Raw genomic sequence first — 19,691 nt, forward strand, 5'->3', positions numbered from 1 at the left:
AAAGGCCAAAAGATAACAAAACGTATTTCATAAAAAATTAATGACTATATGCGGTGGTAATTTATAGAACCAGCCTTAAGTGAAAAAGGTGTTTTTTACTTGTCAAATTAGTACCTGCGTGCATCCCGTAGGCCTATCGTTTTTTTCCAGATTGAAAGTTTTGAAAGGTTGTTTTAGGGGCTAAAAACAATCAAAAAATAGGACATTTAGGGTGAGCGCCCTACCATGCTCCGTCAAACAAAAATGGGGTACATCCTTACGGACATACCCCAATGATAGGTTTTCATGACGTGCAGGCCGTGCAGCTGTTCCCGCACCCTTCATGCTCTGGCTGATGCGGTCCAGCTGGCAAAGGCCCGCTGTGCGTCCTTAATTTTTGAATGTCAGCCCATGGTCATCGGCATCGATGGTGATGGGTTTATCGTTCATCACCTCGCCGGCCAGCAGCTTCTTGGACAGGTCGTTCAAGACGTAGCGTTGGATGGCGCGCTTAACCGGGCGGGCACCGAACTCAGGATCATATCCCACCTTGCCAAGGAAGTCGATGGCATTGGGTGTCCATTCCAAGGTAAAGCCTTGTTCCGACAGCATTTTCTTCACGGCGTTCATCTGCAATTTCACCACGCTGTCGATCTCAGTCCGGGTCAGTGGCAAGAACATGATGGTTTCGTCGATACGGTTGAGAAACTCCGGCCGGATGGTCTTTTTGAGCATTTCCATGACCGTATGCTTAGTTTCCCTCAACTTGTCCTCACGGTTGTGTGCGTCGATGCCAGCCATTTGCTCTTGGATGTATTGGCTGCCCAGGTTAGAGGTCATGATGATGATGGTGTTCTTGAAGTTCACCGTGCGTCCCTTGTTGTCGGTCAGTCTACCATCGTCCAGCACTTGCAGCAGGATGTTGAACACGTCTGGATGCGCCTTCTCTATCTCGTCGAACAAGATGACGCTGTAAGGCTTGCGCCTGACGGCCTCTGTCAGCTGTCCACCCTCGTCATATCCAACGTATCCGGGAGGTGCGCCGATGAGCCGTGACACGCTGAATTTTTCCTGATACTCGCTCATGTCGATACGCGTCATCATGCTTTCGTCGTTGAAAAGATATTCAGCCAGTGCTTTGGCCAGCTCGGTCTTGCCCACGCCAGTGGTTCCTAAGAAGATGAACGAGGCGATGGGGCGTTTCGGATCATGCAATCCGGCCCGACTGCGGCGCACAGCGTCGCTCACGGCCGTGATGGCCTCATCTTGGCCAATCACCCGTTTGTGCAGCTCGCTTTCCAGATGCAAGAGCTTGTCTTTCTCGCTTTGCAGCATACGCGTGACGGGAATGCCGGTCCATCGGCTCACCACTTCAGCGATGTCATCAGCCGTCACCTCCTCGCGCACCATGGCTTCTCCGCCCTGTGTGGCCTTCAGTTGTAGCTTGATGTTGTCGATGTCGTCTTGCAGACTTTTCAGCTTACCATACCTTATCTCGGCCACCCGTTCGTAGTTGCCCTCACGTTCGGCGCGGTCAGCTTCAAATCGCAGGTTCTCCATCTCCTGCTTGTCCTGTTGTATCTTGTTCACCAAGTTCTTCTCGCTTTCCCACTTAGCCCGGAACGATTGTTCCTCCTCGTGCAGTTCGGCGATGTCTTTGTCGAGTTGTTTGATCTTCACCTCGTCGTTTTCTCGCTTGATGGCTTCGCGCTCAATCTCCAATTGTTTGAGCTTACGGGTAATCTCATCCAACTCCTCCGGTACCGAGTCGCGTTCCATTCGCAGTTTTGCGGCGGCCTCGTCCATCAGGTCGATGGCCTTGTCTGGCAAGAATCGGTTGCTGATGTATCGCTCCGACAGTGTTACGGCAGCAATACATGCGTCGTCCTGAATCCTCACTTTGTGGTGGTTCTCGTACCGCTCTTTCAATCCGCGGAGGATGGAGATGGCACTCAACTCATCAGGTTCGTCGACCATCACCGTTTGGAATCGCCTTTCCAGTGCCTTGTCTTTCTCGAAATACTTCTGGTATTCGTTGAGTGTGGTGGCACCAATGGCCCGCAATTCGCCACGCGCCAGAGCCGGCTTTAGAATGTTGGCGGCATCCATGGCACCTTCTCCGCCGCCTGCACCCACCAAGGTATGAATCTCGTCGATGAAGAGGATGATTTCGCCCTCGGCGTGAGTCACTTCCTTGATGACGCTTTTCAGACGTTCTTCAAACTCGCCCTTGTACTTGGCTCCGGCCACCAATGCGCCCATGTCCAGCGAGTAGAGCTGCTTGTTTTTTAAGTTCTCGGGCACGTCACCTCGAACGATACGCCCGGCCAAGCCCTCCACAATGGCGGTCTTACCCGTACCCGGCTCACCTATTAATATAGGGTTGTTCTTGGTGCGGCGGCTCAATATCTGGAGCACGCGGCGTATCTCCTCATCCCGTCCGATCACTGGATCCAGCTTTCCGGAACGCGCTTCCTGCACCAGGTTCTTGGCATACTTATCAAGTGCCTGATAGTTTTCGTCGCCACTCTGGCTCTGTACCTTCGAACCTTGTCGCAACTCATCAATGGCTTTGGTCATGTCTTTTTCCGTACAGCCTGCATCCTTGAGGATACGACTGGCCGAAGAGTTGACCGTGAGCAAAGCTAATAACATCGGTTCAAGGCTCACGAACTGGTCGCCAAAGCGTTGGGACAGATCCATAGTCTTTTGCAACACCATGTTGGTGTCGTTGCTCAGGTAGGGTTGTCCGCCCGATACCTTGGGCAAATGTTCAATCTCGCTCTGCGCCAATGCCTCTATCTGAGAAGGATTGATGCCTAACTTTTGAAAAATAAACGTCGTCACATCCTTCCCTTTGTTCAGCAGGGCGAGCAGCAAGTGAATGGGTTCAATAGTCTGTTGCCCAGCGTTTTGTGCCAGGTTCACAGCCTCTTGAACAGTTTCTTGTGCTTTAATTGTAAATTTATCGAATGTCATCATCCTTTTTTCCTTTCTTTTTTAATCATTTCTTTAACTGCTTCATGATGTCCAAAAGGTGTGCCTTTGTATAGTGATGCGCCAATGTGGCGGTTTTATTATGCCAAATTGACCGAGAAAGAACTTGCGGATTTCCGTGAGTCTGCCTGTCTGTCTGTGATTTATATTGAGGAAGGTGATAGGTATGCTTTCAACAGATGGCTGCTTCATCATGTTGTAAAAGATTGTGATTTCTTGTGGCTATTAAGCGTTTTTTATTACCTTTGCATAAGATAGGCGTCGCCTCAGCAATTCAAGCCAGCTTGATTACCTTCGGCTCGCACTATCTTTGCAAGTGATAGGCGTCGCCTGTTTACCCCAACTGATTTGAACATTGATTATCATTAAAATAAAATTGATTATGAAACCAACATTATTACTGCTTGCTGCCGGCATGGGTAGCCGTTATGGAGGATTGAAACAACTTGACGGTTTGGGACCTAATGGGGAAACCATCATGGACTATTCTATCTATGACGCCATTAAAGCAGGTTTTGGTAAAATTGTATTTGTCATCCGAAAAGACTTTGAAGACGAGTTCAGAGAGAAAGTGTTGTCTAAATATGCAGGACATATTCCTGCCGAAGTGTGTTTCCAGTCCATCGACAAGCTGCCGGAGGGTTTTACCGTTCCTGAAGGTAGAGAAAAGCCATGGGGTACCAATCATGCCGTGATGATGGCCGAAGAATTGATTAACGAACCGTTCTGTGTCATCAATTGTGACGACTTCTACAATCGAGATGCATTCATGGTGATGGGAAAGTTCTTGGCCAATCTTCCAGAAGGCTCAAAAAACAACTATGCCATGGTGGGCTTCCGCGTAGGCAATACGCTGTCGGAGAATGGAACCGTGGCGCGTGGTATTTGCGAAAAGAACGAACAAGGCAACCTGACCACCGTTGTAGAACGCACTGAAATCATGCGCGTTAACGGAGCCGTATGTTACAAAGATGAACAAGGAGAATGGGTGGCAGTAGACGACAATACGCCCGTATCGATGAACATGTGGGGCTTTACACCCGATTATTTCAAGTATAGTGATGCTTATTTCAAGGAGTTTCTCTCTGATCCGAAGAACATGGAGAACCTTAAGGCAGAGTTCTTCATTCCATTGATGGTTAATAAGTTGATTCAAGAGGGAACGGCTACCGTGAAGGTGCTTGACACTACCAGCAAGTGGTTTGGCGTTACTTATGCGGCAGACCGTCAGGATACCGTGGATAGGATTCAGTCGCTGGTTGACCAAGACGTATATCCCAATCAGTTATTCTGATGGATGAGTTTTTTGAGTTTATAAGTTTTTGAGTTTGTAAGTTTTTGAGTTTTTAAGTTGGTGGGTGATTGCCTTTGTGCCAAACAGCCATCAACTTGAAAACGATGATATTCTCAACGTACATTCGTTACATGAACATAGACATTTTGGCACCAGAAGAGTTGGAGTTGTTGCGACAACTAATTGATGATGCTCAACATATTATTATCTGCGGACACAAGTCGCCTGACGGTGATGCACTGGGCTCTTCGTTGGCTTGGTGCGATTATCTGAAGAGCCAATGTGGCAAACAACCCGCTGTCGTGATGCCGGATGCTTATCCCGATTTCTTGCGATGGTTGCCCAACAGCGACCGTATTGTACGCTATGACAAGCATCAGGAGGAAGTGAAACAACTGTTTCAGAAGGCTGACTTGGTGTTTTGTCTCGACTTTGGCAGCACCGGGAGGGTAGACGAAATGCAATCCGTATTGGAAGCAAGTCCTGCCAAAAGGGTGATGGTAGACCATCACACCAACGCCGACATGGATACGGTTTTATCCATATCCCGAACCGATGCCAGCAGTACAGGCGAACTAATCTTCCGCATAATATGGCAGTTGGGTGGCTTTGAACGGATGACGTGCCAGGGTGCCGTGCCCATCTATTGTGGCATGATGACCGATACGGGCGGCTTTACCTACAATTCGTCCCGTCCAGACATTTTCTTCATTATCAGTCAGTTGTTGACAAAAGGATTCGACAAGGACAAGATTTACCGCAATGTTTACAACAATTATAGCCAGTGGGCCATACGGTTGCGAGGCTATATGATGTCGCAAAAGTTAAATGTCTTCGAGGATTTTCATGCCTCTTATTTTGCCATCTCCCGCAGTGACATGCGCGATTTCCATTTTGTGAAAGGCGATGCAGAGGGCTTGGTCAACGTTCCGCTCTCCATCAAGGGCATGAAGTTGTCCGTTTCATTGCGTGAAGATGACCGTAAGAACAACCTGGTTTGGGTGAGTTTGCGTTCGGTGGATGACTTTCCTTGCAATGAGATGGCGGCCGAATTCTTCAATGGGGGAGGACATGTCAATGCCAGTGGTGGTCGACTTTATTGCTCTTTGGACGAGGCTGAAAAAGTGGTTAGGCAGGCTTTCATACATTATGAGGATCGGTTAAAACGAAAATAGCCTACGCATGACAGCTTGTTCCTATCGTCAATAATCTATAAAAGCAAAGCTTTTCTTTTGTCGTTTTCCCGACTTTAACTATCTTTGCAGATGACTGTAGATATCATAAAAGATGAAAAGAATTATATTTCCACTATTCGCCTTGTTGTCCATCTGCTTTTTGGCATCTTGCCGTGACAACAAGACCTATGCAGATCAAAAGGCAGCGGAGCGCAGTGCTATCAACAAATACATTGCCGATTCGGCCGTGAATGTCATTTCTGAAGAGACGTTTGCGGCGCAAGGTTACACGACAAACGTGCAACGAAATGAGTTTGTCTTGATTTCCAGCAGTGGCGTTTACATGCAGATTATTCGAAATGGAGTGGGAGAGAAAATCAAGAATGGCGAGACCGTTGATGTTCTTTGTCGTTTTAAAGAACGTAACTTGATGACCGACTCCTTGCAACTTTCGAACGATGTGTTGTTTTATTCAGCCGTGGTGGATAAGATGAAGGTTCGTAATACAAGCGGAACGTTTACGGCTTCGTTTGTAAAGGGTGAGAGCGTGATGTCAAGTGCTTTCAATACAACAGAGGTTCCTGCAGGTTGGCTGGTTCCGTTCAGTTATATCCATGTGGGCAGACCCATCAAAGAAGGCGACGAGATAGCGAAGGTTCGGTTGATAGTTCCGCATACCAGTGGGCATAACTATGCGCGACAGAGCGTTTATCCATGTTTGTATGACATTACATATCAACGAGGTAGGTAAGAAAAACCTGTGAACAACTTGATATAAAAACTAACATTAAACAGGAAACATCATGACGTTAATCAAATCAATTTCAGGAATTCGGGGTACCATTGGAGGTCGTTCGGGCGACACGTTGAACCCATTGGACATCGTCAAGTTCACATCTGCTTATGCTACGTTTATCCGTAGAAGTGGAAAGTCGCAGAGCAACACTATTGTGGTGGGACGCGATGCGCGCATTTCAGGTGAGATGGTGAAGAACGTGGTGTGTGGAACGTTGATGGGAATTGGTTATGATGTCATTAACATTGGATTGGCTACGACGCCCACAACCGAACTGGCTGTGCGTATGACACAGGCGGCTGGGGGCATTATCATCACCGCGAGTCATAACCCAAGACAATGGAATGCACTGAAATTGCTCAACCATGAAGGCGAATTTCTGACCAAATCGGAAGGCAATGAGGTGCTTGACATCGCTGAAAGTGAAGATTTCAACTATGCGGATGTGGATCATTTAGGTCATTATACCGAAGATTCTTCATTCGACCAACGCCATATTGAGAGTGTGTTGGCACTGAAGTTGGTTGATCGGGAGGCCATCAAAAAAGCTCATTTCAAGGTTGCCGTGGATGGTATCAACAGTGTTGGTGGCATCATTCTGCCAAAACTGTTGAACGAATTGGGCGTTGAATACACGCTTCTGAACGGTGAACCCACGGGTGATTTTGCACACAACCCAGAGCCATTGGAAAAGAATTTGGGGGGTATCATGCAGGAAATGTCCAAAGGAGGCTACGACCTTGGTATAGTTGTTGATCCGGATGTAGACCGCTTGGCGTTTATCTGTGAAGACGGTACCATGTTTGGTGAGGAATACACGCTGGTTAGTGTGGCTGACTATGTGTTGAGTCATACACCTGGCAACACCGTTTCAAACCTCAGTTCTACACGCGCACTGCGTGACGTGACAGAGAAACATGGAGGACAGTACATGGCTTCAGCAGTTGGAGAAGTGAACGTTACCACGAAGATGAAAGAGGTGAATGCCGTCATCGGTGGTGAAGGCAATGGCGGAGTGATTTATCCGGAGAGCCATTATGGTCGTGATGCCTTGGTAGGTATTGCCCTCTTCCTCTCTTCTTTGGCACATAAAGGCTGTAAAGTGAGTGAGCTTCGCAAGTCTTACCCCAACTATTTCATGGCGAAAAACCGTATTGACTTGACACCAGAGACTGATATCAGTGCCATCTTGGATCGTATCAAGGAAATGTATGCGGATGAAAAGGTGACAGATATCGATGGCGTCAAGATTGATTTTGCTGACAAATGGGTTCACTTGCGAGCCAGCAACACGGAGCCTATCATTCGTGTTTACAGCGAGGCTGCGACAATGGAAGAGGCTGAAAGTCTTGGCCGTAAGCTCATGGATGTGGTTTATGAAATGCAATAAGACGTATTGCTTGGTCGGCATCTGCCAACCATCAAACGTCAAAATCCCCAAGGCGGCACGTCGTCTTGGGGATTTTGGTCAATATGCGGTACATCTTTTCGCTGAGGCTTGTATGGAGTTTTAACTGAAAATCATTGTTCCCAGTGCTTTTGCCAGCCATATCAGCAGGGCAATCATCATGGCAATGGCGATGATAAAGAAAATGAGGAAGACCGCAGCTTGCAACGCTCGTTTGTTCACTTCCTTGATGATGGCTTTGTCATCGTTGATGAATCCGTCGATGAGCGCCATGTTCTTCTTGTTAGAACGGTGGAAAAAATCTATGACATTGCCGACGTAGAATGGAATTAGTCCTAACAGCACGTCACGCAAAGTGTTGTTCAACACTGCCAGAGTGAGGGGAATTGAATGCAGTTTGAACATGGCGAAGTAGACATGTGTCAAGCCGAAAAAGGCGGTCACGGCGTCACCTATTCCTCCTGGAACCAGACCAGCAATGCCATCAAGGTGATAATTGTCCAGATAGATGGTGATGTGTTTCATGGCCTGGTATGGTTTGCTGTTCCGTAATTGTTCTTTTCTTTCTTGTGAGTTCATCGTTCTTTCTGTCTTAATGATCTTGTTTTTGTTCTTTCGAAAGGTCAACTATGGCTTGGATGTTGCGCATCAGTCCCTCGTATTTTGCTCGTTTTACCGCACTCTTTTTGAATAGTTGGCGGTATTCATCTTCTGAAAGCTGCATCCACTTGTCGCGTGTCATGGATAAGAACTCTGGCTTCGGTTGCAGCTCTGGTGTGTTGTTGGGTATAGAGAAGCGGTTCCATGGGCATGCTTGCTGACAACGATCGCAGCCGTAAACCGTATTTCCCATCTTCTCGGCGATGTCTTTTGAGATGCCTCCACGGTTCTCTATGGTTTGGTAGGAAAGGCATTTGTTGGCGTCGAGCGGGCCGTCTTTGGTGATGGCGCCAGTGGGGCAGGCATCAATGCAAGCATGACAATTGCCACAATGGCTGCGCATGGGTTCATCATAGTCTAACTCAATAGTCAAGAACAGCTCGCCAAGGAAGAACATGCTACCAGCTTTTGGAATAATCAGTTGGTGGTTACGGCCAATCCAACCCAGTCCTGCACGAGTGGCCCAATAGCGCTCCAACACAGGCGCAGAGTCGCAGAAAACCCGAAAATAAGTGTCATTATCCTCCTTGTTCGGTTCATCCTGCATGCGCAATTCCTTGAAATCAAACGTCAATGCCAGCTGTCTTAGCTTTTTCTTGACGATGTCGTGATAGTCTTCGCCGTAAGCATACGCCGCAAACTGTAGCTGATCGGATGGGATGTGCTGTGCCGGTGTGTAGTTCATGGCAACCGACACGATGCTTTTCACGCCCTTCATGAGCAGCCGTGGGTCCAGTCGCATGTCGGTATGGTTGCGCATATAGTCCATGTCTGCCAGCCGTCCATCTTCTATCCACTGCCTTACATGACTGGCGTTGGTGTCGTCAACGGCTTCAGCGTGTGCTATTCCGCAAGCAAAAAAGCCGAGGTTTAATGCCTCAGCCTTCAGCTCACTCGAAAGTCTTGAATTCATATCCTTGTTCTTTCAGCCATTTCAAGGCCTCTGGTAAGGCGTATCGTAGCTTATCGATGCTCTTCGTAGAATCGTGAAAAGTAATGATCGAGCCGTTGCGGGCATATCTCTTCACGTTGTTCAGTACGTCCTCTGCCGTCATCCACTTGGAGTAATCGCGGGTCACGAGGTCCCACATTACGATTTGATAGCGTCTGGACAGCCACCAATATACCGACCATCGCATCCATCCATGGGGCGGGCGAAAGAGGTGGGCGTGTATCAATTCGTTAGCTTTCTGGATGTTGATGCCATAGGTCAGCGCCCAATGTTTGAGTGACCCCATGTGGTTGAAGGTGTGATTGCCTATCTGATGCCCTTCCTCTACGATGCGGTTGTACAAGTCGTGATAGCGTAGTACGTTCTCGCCCACCATGAAGAAGGTAGCCTTGGCGTCGTATTGAGCCAGCGTGTCGAGGATGAAAGGTGTGGAACTGGGTATCGGGCCGTCGTCGAACGTCAGATAAACCGACCGCTCGTTCCTATCCATTCGCCACAGGGCGTTGGGGTATAACCACCGTAACCATTTGGCTGGTTGCTCAATGAACATGCTTTATTTTCTTCTTTTTCTTTAAAAATTGATGCCGAGAACCAATTAGTCTGACTGACATGCTTGTGTTCCGGCATCAACATTTATCATGAATCACTCTAATGTGCGACCGCCTTTTCGTGCATATAGGTTGTATCGTCGGTTCAATTCGTCCATTTGTTTTTTGGCCCATGCTGTGTCGAAGAGTGACGTAATCTTGTTCACTTCCATCATCAGATGGAAGTAGAGCATGCAGTCTTCTTGTGATGCAAGGAATCTTGTGCCATCCAAATTCAGGTACCAGTCGGCATATTGCACATGGTCCTTCCATAGTTTTTGAAGGATATGCTTTGCCTTGTCTTTCTGTCCCAGCAGCACATAGGCACGCGCTATATCCAGGGAGCCACTCTTCCAGCTTATCGGTACATTATATTCTGGTATCACACGTTCGGCCTTGGCCAAAGCCTTTGCAGCCTTGTCGGTCTTGCCTTCCTTGAGAAGCTCTGTAGCCAGCTGTGCGAATAGGCGTCGGTGTGTCACGCACATGCCCATGGTGGTCTCGTCGATGTAGAGGCCTTTCTTCTCCAGTCCGCCGTACTTGTAGCGATTCATGAGGTTGTTGTAGGCCTTTTCGGTGTCGAAGTTCTTCACACCGGGCTTGTTGGTGGTGAAAGGTGTGATGCGGTTCACCAGTCCTTCGCTCACAAAGTTGTCACCCAGGTTCATGTAGTATCTGGCAGCAACGGTTGTGGCAATGTAGATAGGTCGAGTCCATCCGCATTCAGCAATCATCTCCAGCATCATCATGTCTTGCTTGTACAACGCACGCTTACCTGCCAGTGAGATCACCATCTTATCGGGGATGGTGTCGGAAGCCATCATCATACCACTCTTCTTTACGGCCTCCTTGTCAATGGTCACATATACCGTGTCGGTGGGGATGACGTGCCTGTCCTCGTCTTTCGACCGCATCCAGTACTTGATGATGTTCTTCAGCTCGAACGGCTCATCGCCGAATTGTTTCTTGGCCTCTTCGGGATAATCCCTATAGTATTGCTCCAGCTCTTTCTTCCAACTGCTCTGGATAGGCACAGCCTCGTTGGTTCCCGAGCAATAGTCTAATCTTGGCCAGCTGATAGGTACGGATGGCGAGTCGTAAGCTGGCCGCTTCATCTGATCAATGTACCAGTCGGTCTGCAGATAGCTCAGGTTACATACCCTGGCGTCGGTTCGTACGCCCTCCACATCCTGGTTGTACCAAAGTGGGAAGGTGTCGTTGTCGCCGTTGGTGAAGAGTATGGGGTAGCCCTCATCCTGCAAGGTCATGAGGTAGTTCTGTCCGAAGTCGCGGCAGGTGTATCGCCCACTTCTGTCGTGATCGTCCCAGTTTTGGCTGGCCATCTGCACTGGTACCAGCAGACAGACTACGCCTACAATGGCGGCCAGTACTGTCTCGTTGACTTTATTGAGATACTTCTTCAGCAGGTCGATGATGGCTGCCACGCCGATACCACACCAGATGGCGAAGGCGTAGAATGATCCCGCATAGGCATAATCGCGTTCGCGAGGCTGCAATGGTGTCTGGTTCAGATAGATGACGATGGCCAATCCTGTCATAAAGAACAGGAAGAACACCACCCAGAACTGGCGGATGCCACGCTTGCCACGCCATGCCTGCCAGAACAGTCCGATAAGTCCCAGCAGCAGCGGCAACATGTAATATACGTTGTGTCCCTTATCGTTTTTCAACTCATCGGGCAGCTTGCTCTGGTCGCCCAGTCGCGGATTGTCAATCAGCGGGATGCCCGAGATCCAGTTGCCGTGCTCCAGTTCGCCATTTCCTTGTATGCCATTCTGGCGACCAGCGAAGTTCCACATGAAGTAGCGCCAATACATAAAGTTGCATTGGTAGCTCAAGAAGAAGCGCAGGTTCTCCCATTGCGTTGGCATTTTCACCATGATGTTTTCACCACAGCGGTCGTATGGCACCTGTGTGCCATCCACGCCGCCCATCCAACTCTCGTAGGCCGTGGCGTGATCTGACGAGTGCATGCGCGGGAAGAGCATGTTCTGTGCGTAGATGTATTTGGAGTTGTGCGTCACCACGAAGTACGAGTCCTTCTCGTCCTTGCTTGCTTTTTCCTTGCGTGCGTATATGGGTGCGCCCTCGTTCATGCTGGGTATGCACTGGTTGCCCTGCACATCAAGCTTTACTTGGGAGGTATAAGCCTGTCCGTAGAGTAGCGGACGGTCGCCATATTGATCTCTACTCAAGTATTTGCCTAATGTGAAAATATCCTCAGGTGAATTCTGATCCATTGGAGGGTTGGCCGCCGAGCGTATCACAATGAGTGCATAGCTCGAGTAACCTATCATGAGCATCAGCAGTCCCAGTAGCACAGTGTTCTTGATGCGCGCGCTGATGAGCGGCACTCGCTTCTTCTCAACCTTGTTTGTATAGTTGAGTACGAACCACAGCAGGGCCAACACTACCACGCCGATGCACACCGCACTCCAGCCATAGCCGTAGAACGGGATGCCCAACATGGCCACCGATAGCATGAAAGCAATATTCATGCGGCGGTTACTTTGTCCCACATAGCTCTCGTAGATGGCCCACACCACAGTGGCTACCAGCAGTAGGATGTACACGATGGTACCTGTGTTGAACGGCATGCCGAGCGTGTTGACGAAGAAAAGCTCGAACCATCCGCCCACGGTGATAATGCCTGGGATGAGGCCGTACAGCACGCCGGCCACCACGACAAACGAGACAAGCAGGGCAATGAGTGAGCCCTTGACCTCGATGTCGGGGAACTTGCGGTACACAAACACCAGCACAATGGCCGGGATGCACAACAAGTTGAGCAGGTGTACGCCGATGGAGAGCCCCGTCATGTAGGCGATGAGCAGCAGCCAACGGTCGCTGTGGGGTTCGTCAGCGTGGTCTTCCCATTTCAAGATGAGCCAGAATACAACAGCCGTGAATGCCGATGAGTAGGCATACACCTCGCCCTCGACGGCCGAGAACCATGCCGTGTCGCTGAAACAGTAAATCAAGGCTCCCACCAGTCCCGATGCCTCGATGGCGATGAGTTTTCCCAGTGACAGACTGTCCCAGTCTTTCAGGATAAGCTTGCGCGTGAGGTGTGTAATAGTCCAGAACAGGAACAGTACCGTGACGGCACTCAGCAACGCACTCATGATGTTGACCATGAGGGCCACCTTAGACGGATCACTCACAAACTGCGTGAAGAGATTGGCCGTAAGCATGAAGAATGGTGCCCCCGGCGGATGCCCTACTTCCAGTTTGTAACCTGTGGTGATGAACTCTGGACAGTCCCAGAAGCTGGCTGTCGGCTCTACAGTAAGACAGTAGGTGATGGCAGCCACGAGGAAGGCAACCCATCCAACCACATTATCTACTAATCTGAATTGTTTCATTGATATAATGATGAATAATAATTTTGCATCCTATTGATAGGCTGTCCTTTCTTTGCTTGTTATGCTATTTGTAAGCAAAAAACTCGTTGATGGTCAACGTAACAACCTATATTTTGCAAAGGTACGCAAAAACAATTAAAACAAGTGGGGTGAAAGACTTAAAAAATGTGACATCGGCATTTGTGAAATGATTGGAGGATACGGATGCCCGATGATGAACCTTTTACCTTTATTCGGATTTTTCGCTGGCCAGTCTTTCCTTTCTCTCTATCGCTTCCTTTGCTTTTTGTTTCAACCTTGCGATGCGTTCCAAGGCATGACGACGAGTATGGATGATTTGATAGCGGTAAACCAAACAAGTGAGTAGGAAATAGGCCAGTACCTGCACCCATAAAACTTGGTATTCTGTTTTGATGTCAGCCAGCGTGGCTCCCATGCCGTTGATGCGCAAGAATCCTCTAATGCCGAAGGTAGATGGGAAAAGATAGGCCACACCTTGCCATATTCCAGGTATGTTGTTTTGGGGCCATGAAACGCCTGTCATGAATATTAAAGGAATGGATGTGAAGACAACCAGTAGGATGACATTCTCGCGATAGCGAACCATACACGACAAGGCCATGCCGAAGAAGATGCAAGCCAGGATGTATGGAACGAGCAGACCCACCAGCGCAGCTCCAGACGCAAGGGTGGTAAAGCCGAAAAGCCTGGGTACTATCAATGACAGGTAAGCTCCGATGACTGCATAAAGCATGAAGTAGGCCATAGATTTGCCCATGACGATGCGGAATATGCCATTGTAATGTCGGCTGATGGGTACAAGGTCTTTGTAGCGATTGTTCTCTCTGGCCGTTCCTGCAGCCAGACCGATGCCCAACAACAGCGTCTGCTGCATGATCATCATCAGCACACCGGGGATGAGCGCATTGCCGTATCCGCCCGTCGAATTGAATATTTGAACATCGTCCACGGCCAGAGGTTGTGCTGCAATCTCATCATCTCTGTTGGTGTATCCGCCCGCCTGTTGCAGCTGCAGCTCGGTGTTCAGCATGCTGGCCACCTCCTGTGTACTTTGATAAATGGCTTTATAGGTGAGCATCAAGCTCATGTCGCAGTAAAGGCTGACGTGGGATTGCTGCCCTCGGTATAGTTTGTTTGAGAAGTCAGCGGGAAAATACAGGATGCCGTGAACTTTTTGTCGAGCTACCAGTTCACGTGCTTCGTTTAAGCTGTTGACATGGTAAGTCACGTCGGTGCCGGGCGAAGCGTCTACTGAACGAATGAACTGACGGCTAAGTTGTGATTTGGAGAAGTCAACAACAGCAACCGGCACTTCGCGTGTCACTTCGTTCGTGTAAGCCCAGGAATAGACAAGAGGATAGAGAAGTGGCACCAAGATGCAAAAAATCAGCACGCCTTCATCGGTCACGGAAGAGCGTATCTCCTTGACCCAGATATAACACATATCCTGGATGCCTTCTTTGATTCTCTGGAAGAAACTTTCGTTCATGTTTGCTTGTTTCTTGTCTTTAAACTTCTATTGGGTTGCTTAGTTTATCTTACGTCCTGTTAAGGTATATATACATAGGTGAGCATGGCTCGCTTGATGTTGCGCAGGGTGAATATCGGCAGTATGATGAAGGTGCACAGTGCCAGGAGATTGAGCCAAGCGTCTGTCAGCGGGAAACCGTTGAAGATGCACTGTTGGTAAATCATGTAGTAGTGCCTGAGAGGGAATAGTTGTGCCATCGCCTCAATCATCGGGCTCATGGAGAACACCGGATACGTGGCGCCGCTGGTCGTAAAACCCAGTACGGCCCAGAGTGAGCATACACTCATGGACATGCGCAGTGAGGGTACCAGACCAAAAGCGAAGATGCCAAAGCCTTGTCCTGCCAGCACCGTGAGCAGTCCGAGCAACAAGATGGGAAAGAGACCGCCTGGGTGTGGAAAGCCCAGCACATAGTAGATATAAATTTCAAAGGCGTAGAAGATGGTTAGGAAGATGATGGTTTGCGGCAGCATCTTTCCTGCCATGGCCACATAGATGTTGTTGTCAGCCATGGCCAGCCACTTCTTTGATTCTTTGAACTTGAGTTCCGTACCAATGGAATAGGCAGAGATAAGAAACATGAAGATGAGCAATACGCCTGGAATCATGGTCGTGGAAAGGTAAACATTGTAGTTGGCCAATGGATTGTTGATCATGTGCAGGTCGATGGCAATGGGCTGTAAGAAGGTTCTAACCTCGTCATTGGTCTTCCCCATGGCTGTTAGTTTGGCGGAAGCAACTCCTGCCGAACCGAGCGTCGTAATGGTTTTCAAATCCTTGTACAGCGTAGAGCCAGCTACGAGTGACACACTGCTGTAATAAAAAGAGATTTTTGGCTGGCGTGCACTGGTGAGGTCGCTTGTCATGCCTTTCGGAATGAGCAGAAAAGCATAAATCTCGTTGCGCTGGATAGCCTGCCGGGCATCGTTCATGTTGGAATAATGTGCCACGACATGGCTCATCTGGTAGGAGTCAAGATTACGAATCAGCTTGCGCGAGGTGGTCGTGTTGTCCAAGTCAACCACGCCGACAGGCATCTTCACGGGTTGGCCTTCGTTCATCAAGGATGTAAAAAAGATGATGACCAGGATGGGGAATATCACCATGCAGAATCCATAGATGGGATTATGTAGCAATATTCCACATTCGCGAAAGGCAATCTGTATTATTTTTTTTAACATGTATCTACGTGATGAATCCTATGTGATGGACAGTTGTGGTGATGAACCATGGGAAGGTGTCGTGATTCTCGTGCGGGCCTGATTCAGCTGCAATGAACTGGAACCATCATCTACACAATTCTGAAAATCTCGTTTATGACTCCTTGATGACGAGCGACATTCCTGGACGAAGACCCTCGAATTTTTGGGTAGGACGTGCTTTTACCTCAAATGTTTTCAAGTCATATTGCCCATTAGTCTTGGTGGCTTTCCATACAGCGTATGACCCTTGGTCCTTGATGTAGAACACTTTCATGTTGATCTCTTTGTTGAAAGCGGGTGCGTAAGCCTTGAAAGTATCACCCACCTTCATGCCATTGAGTTGGTCTTCGCGGATGTTGAAGGTACCCCATAGGTCTTTCATGATGGAAATGCTCATGATGGGCGATCCTGTACCAACCAGTTCGCCTTCCTTAGGATATATGCTGCTGACTTCACCTTCTACGTTGGATATCTGAACGGTCTCTCTTAATAGCGATCGAACCACATTGGCGGCTCCCTCAGCTGCTTGAGCCTGTTTCTTCGCAGCGCGTTTCTCTTCTTCGCGAGCACCGTTCTTGGCCATGTCATATTGGCTCTTGGCCGCCTTCACTTGTGCTTCGCGTGCCTTGTAGCCAGCAAAGGCTTCGTCGCGCTTTTGAGCACTCATCACCCCTTGATCAAAAAGGTTTTGCACGCGTTCGTACGATTTCTGGGCGATATCTGCCGCCGCTAATGCCTGTTGCCACAATTGATAAGCAGCTTGAATCTGCTCTTTTCTGGCTCCATTGTCTGCCATGTCGCTCATGGCGGCGGCAGCCTGTTGCTGGGCAGCTGCTGCCTTTTCCTGGGCATTTACCTCGGGAGCCTCCAGGATGGCCAGCGTATCGCCCACCCGGACGTAATCACCTTCCTTGACTCTTAACTCCAAGATACGACCAGGCAGTTTGCTTGAAACGCGGTATTCAGACACTTCAATTTCGCCTTGAACAATCTCTGGCTTCTTTCCTAACGTGAAAAAACCGATGATGGCCACGAGAATGACAACTGTAGCGAATCCAATGATCGCCAGTAAAATGTTGTTGTGTTGTGATTTTGCCGACATGATATTTATTATTGTAAGATGCCAAGCGCCTTGTTGAGGTTTACTTGGGCTAATTTAACTTCTACTTCTGCTTCTATTTTTTGACTTTGAGCTTTCTGCCATGCTGTTTGCGCAGCCATGACATCCGTCGATTCCATGACACCTTCTTTGAATCCCAGATTGGCACTGCGCAGGTTTTCTTCTGCACTTGACACGCTCTTCATGGCCATAGCCAACTTTTTGTTAGCTTCTTTCACCTTGAATCTGCTTTGTGCGATTTGCAGTTCTATCTTTTCTTGTGCGTCGCTCATGGTGAGCTCGGCGATGCTGGTGGCCGTCTTGGTGGCACGCACTTTATAGGCACCCTCAAACCAGTTCCACACCGGCACCTGAACAATGACTCCCACATTCCATGCACCCGAGAACTTTCGCTGGAAGCCATTGAACATATTTGGATTTGAGATGAAATAACCACCTGTGAGTGCTACATGTGGCAGGTAGGCTGCCCGGATGAGCCGAGTGTTCTGTTTGCTGATGTCAACGGCGTTTTGCAGTAAGCGCAATTCCGGGCGGGTAGTGGTGATGTCAATCGCCTGATTGGCCTCACTGTTCACTCCTGGGGACAGCAACTCGGCATTTTCGTCAGCCAATTGGATGTTCTCATCCAAGGGTAGCCCACACAATTGGCAGAGCAACATCTTGGCGAGGGCAACTCCGTTTTCGGCCTGTGTCACCTGCATGTCTGCTTCGTTCACTTTCACGTCTACTTTCAAACCATCTGCTCGTGTGGCCACACCTTGCTCAATCATCTTCTGTACATCAGAGCTGAGCTTCTTGACGAGTTCTTGATAGCTGTTGGCCAGTTTTTGCTTTTGTCTCAACGACACCACCAGCCAATAGGCGTGGTCAATGTCGTAAAGTGTGGTCTGTGTGCGTTGTGACAGGCCGTTGGCAGCCATCTGTTCGTTGATGTCTGCAATGTTGTTGGCTGCGATAATGGCTCCTCCCATGTAGATGGGCTGCTTCACCATCACCGTTCCTGCCCATACTTGCCGGGTGTCTGTCTTCAAGGCCTCATTGATGCTGTTGCCTATGGCATTTCCGGCTTGGCCGATGGCAGCCCCCAGGTTTTCCATCAGTGAACCCAGTTGTTGTGCCATTTGTGGGGAGAGAACCCCTTGTTGTACCAATCCGCCAATCATGGTGGATAAATTGGATCCCATGCCGTTGCTGATGTTGGTGCCCAAGTTGGCAAATCCAGCTTTCTGTTGGTCGTTGAGTAGTGAAATCTCCTTGCTGACAAATTCATATCCACCCATCGCATCGATTTTCGGCAGATATTTTGTTCTCAGGGATTTTCGCATGTTTCTGGCGACGTCTTGTTGGAGCTTGGCTACATTCAGCTGCTTGTTGTTGCGCAGGGCCATGGCCCGACAACTGTCAAGCGACAGTGTCGTTTGCGCATGAACAGGCAACAGCGTACCCATCAGAACCAGTGTAGTATAAAGTCTGTTCATCATCGATTCATTCAACTGCTAATCTAATGTAAAACTTCGTGATCCTATCATGTTACCTTCTGCAAAGATGCTCACCTGATATGTACCCGAGACCATGGCTTGGTCTATGTTCCAATAGGCTGTGACATTGGTTTGCTGACCGCCGTATTCCACGGTTTTTTTTGCAGTAGCCTGCAAATTCTTGTTCTCGTATGGGAATGTACCGGCTCCGCCCAGCACGCTTCCCGTAGGTGCTACGATGCGCACATACAGCGTACGCATGCCATTGGTGGCAGTAACGTTTTTCGCAATGCTGAAATCCACTTGCAGGGTCTTGGCCTTTTTCAACCGCTTGGTTGCCCTGCCTCGCTTGTCACGAAGGGATAGGTTAATGCCTGTGGCATCCAATTGTGCTGCGATGGCCACCTTCTCCGACAAGTTTGCCTTTTCAGTGCTCAACCCCTCTATTTGTCGGTTGGCAGCTTCATATTCTCCCTTGATGCGGGTATTTTCCTTGGTCAGGTTTTGATTGAGCCGGTTCAGTGAGTCTATTTCCATCACATAGCTGCGCAGGACGGCGCGCACGGTGGCCAATTCTTTTTTCAACCTGGCAATTTCACGAGCGTCATTGCTCTTTACTTGCTTCAGCTCATTCAAGAGCCGCTCGGTCTTTTCCTGTTCTTTGGTGAGCTGAGCGACAATGGAATCGTTGCTGATTTGTGTCTTCATCTCACTATATTGATCGGCAAATCGTTGATATTCGTTTTCCATCTCCTGCTTGTCCAGCTCGGCCAACTCTTGCATCTCCTGGTTATGCTGTTGTTGCTTGTTCAAGTTGTAGGCAAGATATACAATGCCTGCAACGAGTAGGAGCATGAAAACGATCATCGGAATGACTACCTTTTTTTCATAGGTAATTTTACTTAATAATTGTCTTTGCAAATTTAGATATTTAATGTTGATTGGCAAAAAAAAAACAAAAGACAAATGACCATTCGGCTTGTTTTTAATGTTTTTTGAGAAAATTAAACTTTGCAAAGCACATTTCTTGCGCCTCAAGCCTTGTATTCCGTTGTAGGATGTGATGCGACCCCCTGCGCTCAGGGGATGCTGCATGGTGAGTTAA

Annotated in this window: 14 protein-coding genes; 4 read left to right on the plus strand and 10 right to left on the minus strand. The window is 48.7% G+C overall.

Annotation, left to right across the window (positions count from 1 at the left end):
• Nucleotides 1–369: 369 nt before the first annotated feature.
• Nucleotides 370–2,958: an ATP-dependent chaperone ClpB gene (gene clpB / locus HMPREF0650_RS00280; protein ID WP_040561886.1), complete on the minus strand. Its 2,589-nt coding sequence runs from the start codon at nt 2,956–2,958 to the stop codon at nt 370–372.
• Nucleotides 2,959–3,358: 400 nt separating this feature from the next.
• Here clpB and HMPREF0650_RS00290 point away from each other — a divergent pair, with 400 nt between their 5' ends.
• The 4 genes from HMPREF0650_RS00290 to glmM all read left to right on the plus strand — a co-directional run bounded on the left by HMPREF0650_RS00290 (nt 3,359) and on the right by glmM (nt 7,631).
• The gene (locus tag HMPREF0650_RS00290; protein WP_004347411.1) at nt 3,359–4,270 is read left to right on the plus strand and encodes a sugar phosphate nucleotidyltransferase; all 912 of its coding nucleotides are present in this window, start codon (nt 3,359–3,361) and stop codon (nt 4,268–4,270) included.
• A gap of 131 nt (nt 4,271–4,401) precedes the next feature.
• Nucleotides 4,402–5,445 (plus strand): DHH family phosphoesterase, encoded by a 1,044-nt coding sequence (locus tag HMPREF0650_RS00295; RefSeq protein ID WP_040561887.1) that lies wholly within the window; start codon nt 4,402–4,404, stop codon nt 5,443–5,445.
• 112 nt (nt 5,446–5,557) lie between these two features.
• On the plus strand, nt 5,558–6,196 hold the full coding sequence (gene bamK / locus HMPREF0650_RS00300; RefSeq protein WP_004347414.1) for a BamK family beta-barrel-assembly machinery protein: 639 nt from the start codon (nt 5,558–5,560) through the stop codon (nt 6,194–6,196).
• A gap of 52 nt (nt 6,197–6,248) precedes the next feature.
• Nucleotides 6,249–7,631 carry a phosphoglucosamine mutase gene (gene glmM / locus HMPREF0650_RS00305; RefSeq protein WP_004347415.1) on the plus strand — a complete coding sequence of 461 codons (1,383 nt, stop codon included), beginning with the start codon at nt 6,249–6,251 and terminating at the stop codon, nt 7,629–7,631.
• Between the two features lie 120 nt (nt 7,632–7,751).
• Here the strand turns inward: glmM and HMPREF0650_RS00310 are convergent, their stop codons facing one another.
• From HMPREF0650_RS00310 to HMPREF0650_RS00350, 9 genes are all read right to left on the minus strand, one after another.
• Nucleotides 7,752–8,228, minus strand: coding sequence for a DUF4112 domain-containing protein (locus HMPREF0650_RS00310; RefSeq protein WP_004347416.1), 477 nt, complete (start codon nt 8,226–8,228; stop codon nt 7,752–7,754).
• A gap of 13 nt (nt 8,229–8,241) precedes the next feature.
• Nucleotides 8,242–9,222, minus strand: a complete 981-nt coding sequence (gene queG / locus HMPREF0650_RS00315) for a tRNA epoxyqueuosine(34) reductase QueG (RefSeq protein WP_004347417.1) — start codon at nt 9,220–9,222, stop codon at nt 8,242–8,244.
• On the minus strand, nt 9,200–9,811 hold the full coding sequence (locus tag HMPREF0650_RS00320; protein ID WP_004347418.1) for a polysaccharide deacetylase family protein: 612 nt from the start codon (nt 9,809–9,811) through the stop codon (nt 9,200–9,202). The genes queG and HMPREF0650_RS00320 overlap by 23 nt, the downstream gene beginning before the upstream one ends.
• Before the next feature lie 93 nt (nt 9,812–9,904).
• Complete coding sequence (locus tag HMPREF0650_RS00325) at nt 9,905–13,234, minus strand: DUF2723 domain-containing protein (protein WP_004347419.1); 3,330 nt, start codon at nt 13,232–13,234, stop codon at nt 9,905–9,907.
• A gap of 229 nt (nt 13,235–13,463) precedes the next feature.
• Nucleotides 13,464–14,744 carry an ABC transporter permease gene (locus tag HMPREF0650_RS00330; RefSeq protein ID WP_004347421.1) on the minus strand — a complete coding sequence of 427 codons (1,281 nt, stop codon included), beginning with the start codon at nt 14,742–14,744 and terminating at the stop codon, nt 13,464–13,466.
• 59 nt (nt 14,745–14,803) lie between these two features.
• The gene (locus HMPREF0650_RS00335) at nt 14,804–15,967 is read right to left on the minus strand and encodes an ABC transporter permease (protein WP_004347422.1); all 1,164 of its coding nucleotides are present in this window, start codon (nt 15,965–15,967) and stop codon (nt 14,804–14,806) included.
• Nucleotides 15,968–16,100: 133 nt separating this feature from the next.
• Nucleotides 16,101–17,090 (minus strand): HlyD family secretion protein, encoded by a 990-nt coding sequence (locus HMPREF0650_RS00340; RefSeq protein WP_004347423.1) that lies wholly within the window; start codon nt 17,088–17,090, stop codon nt 16,101–16,103.
• An 8-nt stretch (nt 17,091–17,098) separates the two neighbouring features.
• On the minus strand, nt 17,099–18,586 hold the full coding sequence (locus HMPREF0650_RS00345) for a TolC family protein (RefSeq protein WP_040561888.1): 1,488 nt from the start codon (nt 18,584–18,586) through the stop codon (nt 17,099–17,101).
• A gap of 18 nt (nt 18,587–18,604) precedes the next feature.
• Entirely contained in the window at nt 18,605–19,681 is a 1,077-nt protein-coding gene (locus tag HMPREF0650_RS00350; RefSeq protein ID WP_004347425.1) for a DUF8429 coiled-coil domain-containing protein, read from the minus strand.
• Nucleotides 19,682–19,691 lie beyond the last annotated feature (10 nt).

It is taken from the genome of Hoylesella buccalis ATCC 35310 (assembly GCF_000177075.1).
Lineage (GTDB): Bacteria > Bacteroidota > Bacteroidia > Bacteroidales > Bacteroidaceae > Prevotella > Prevotella buccalis.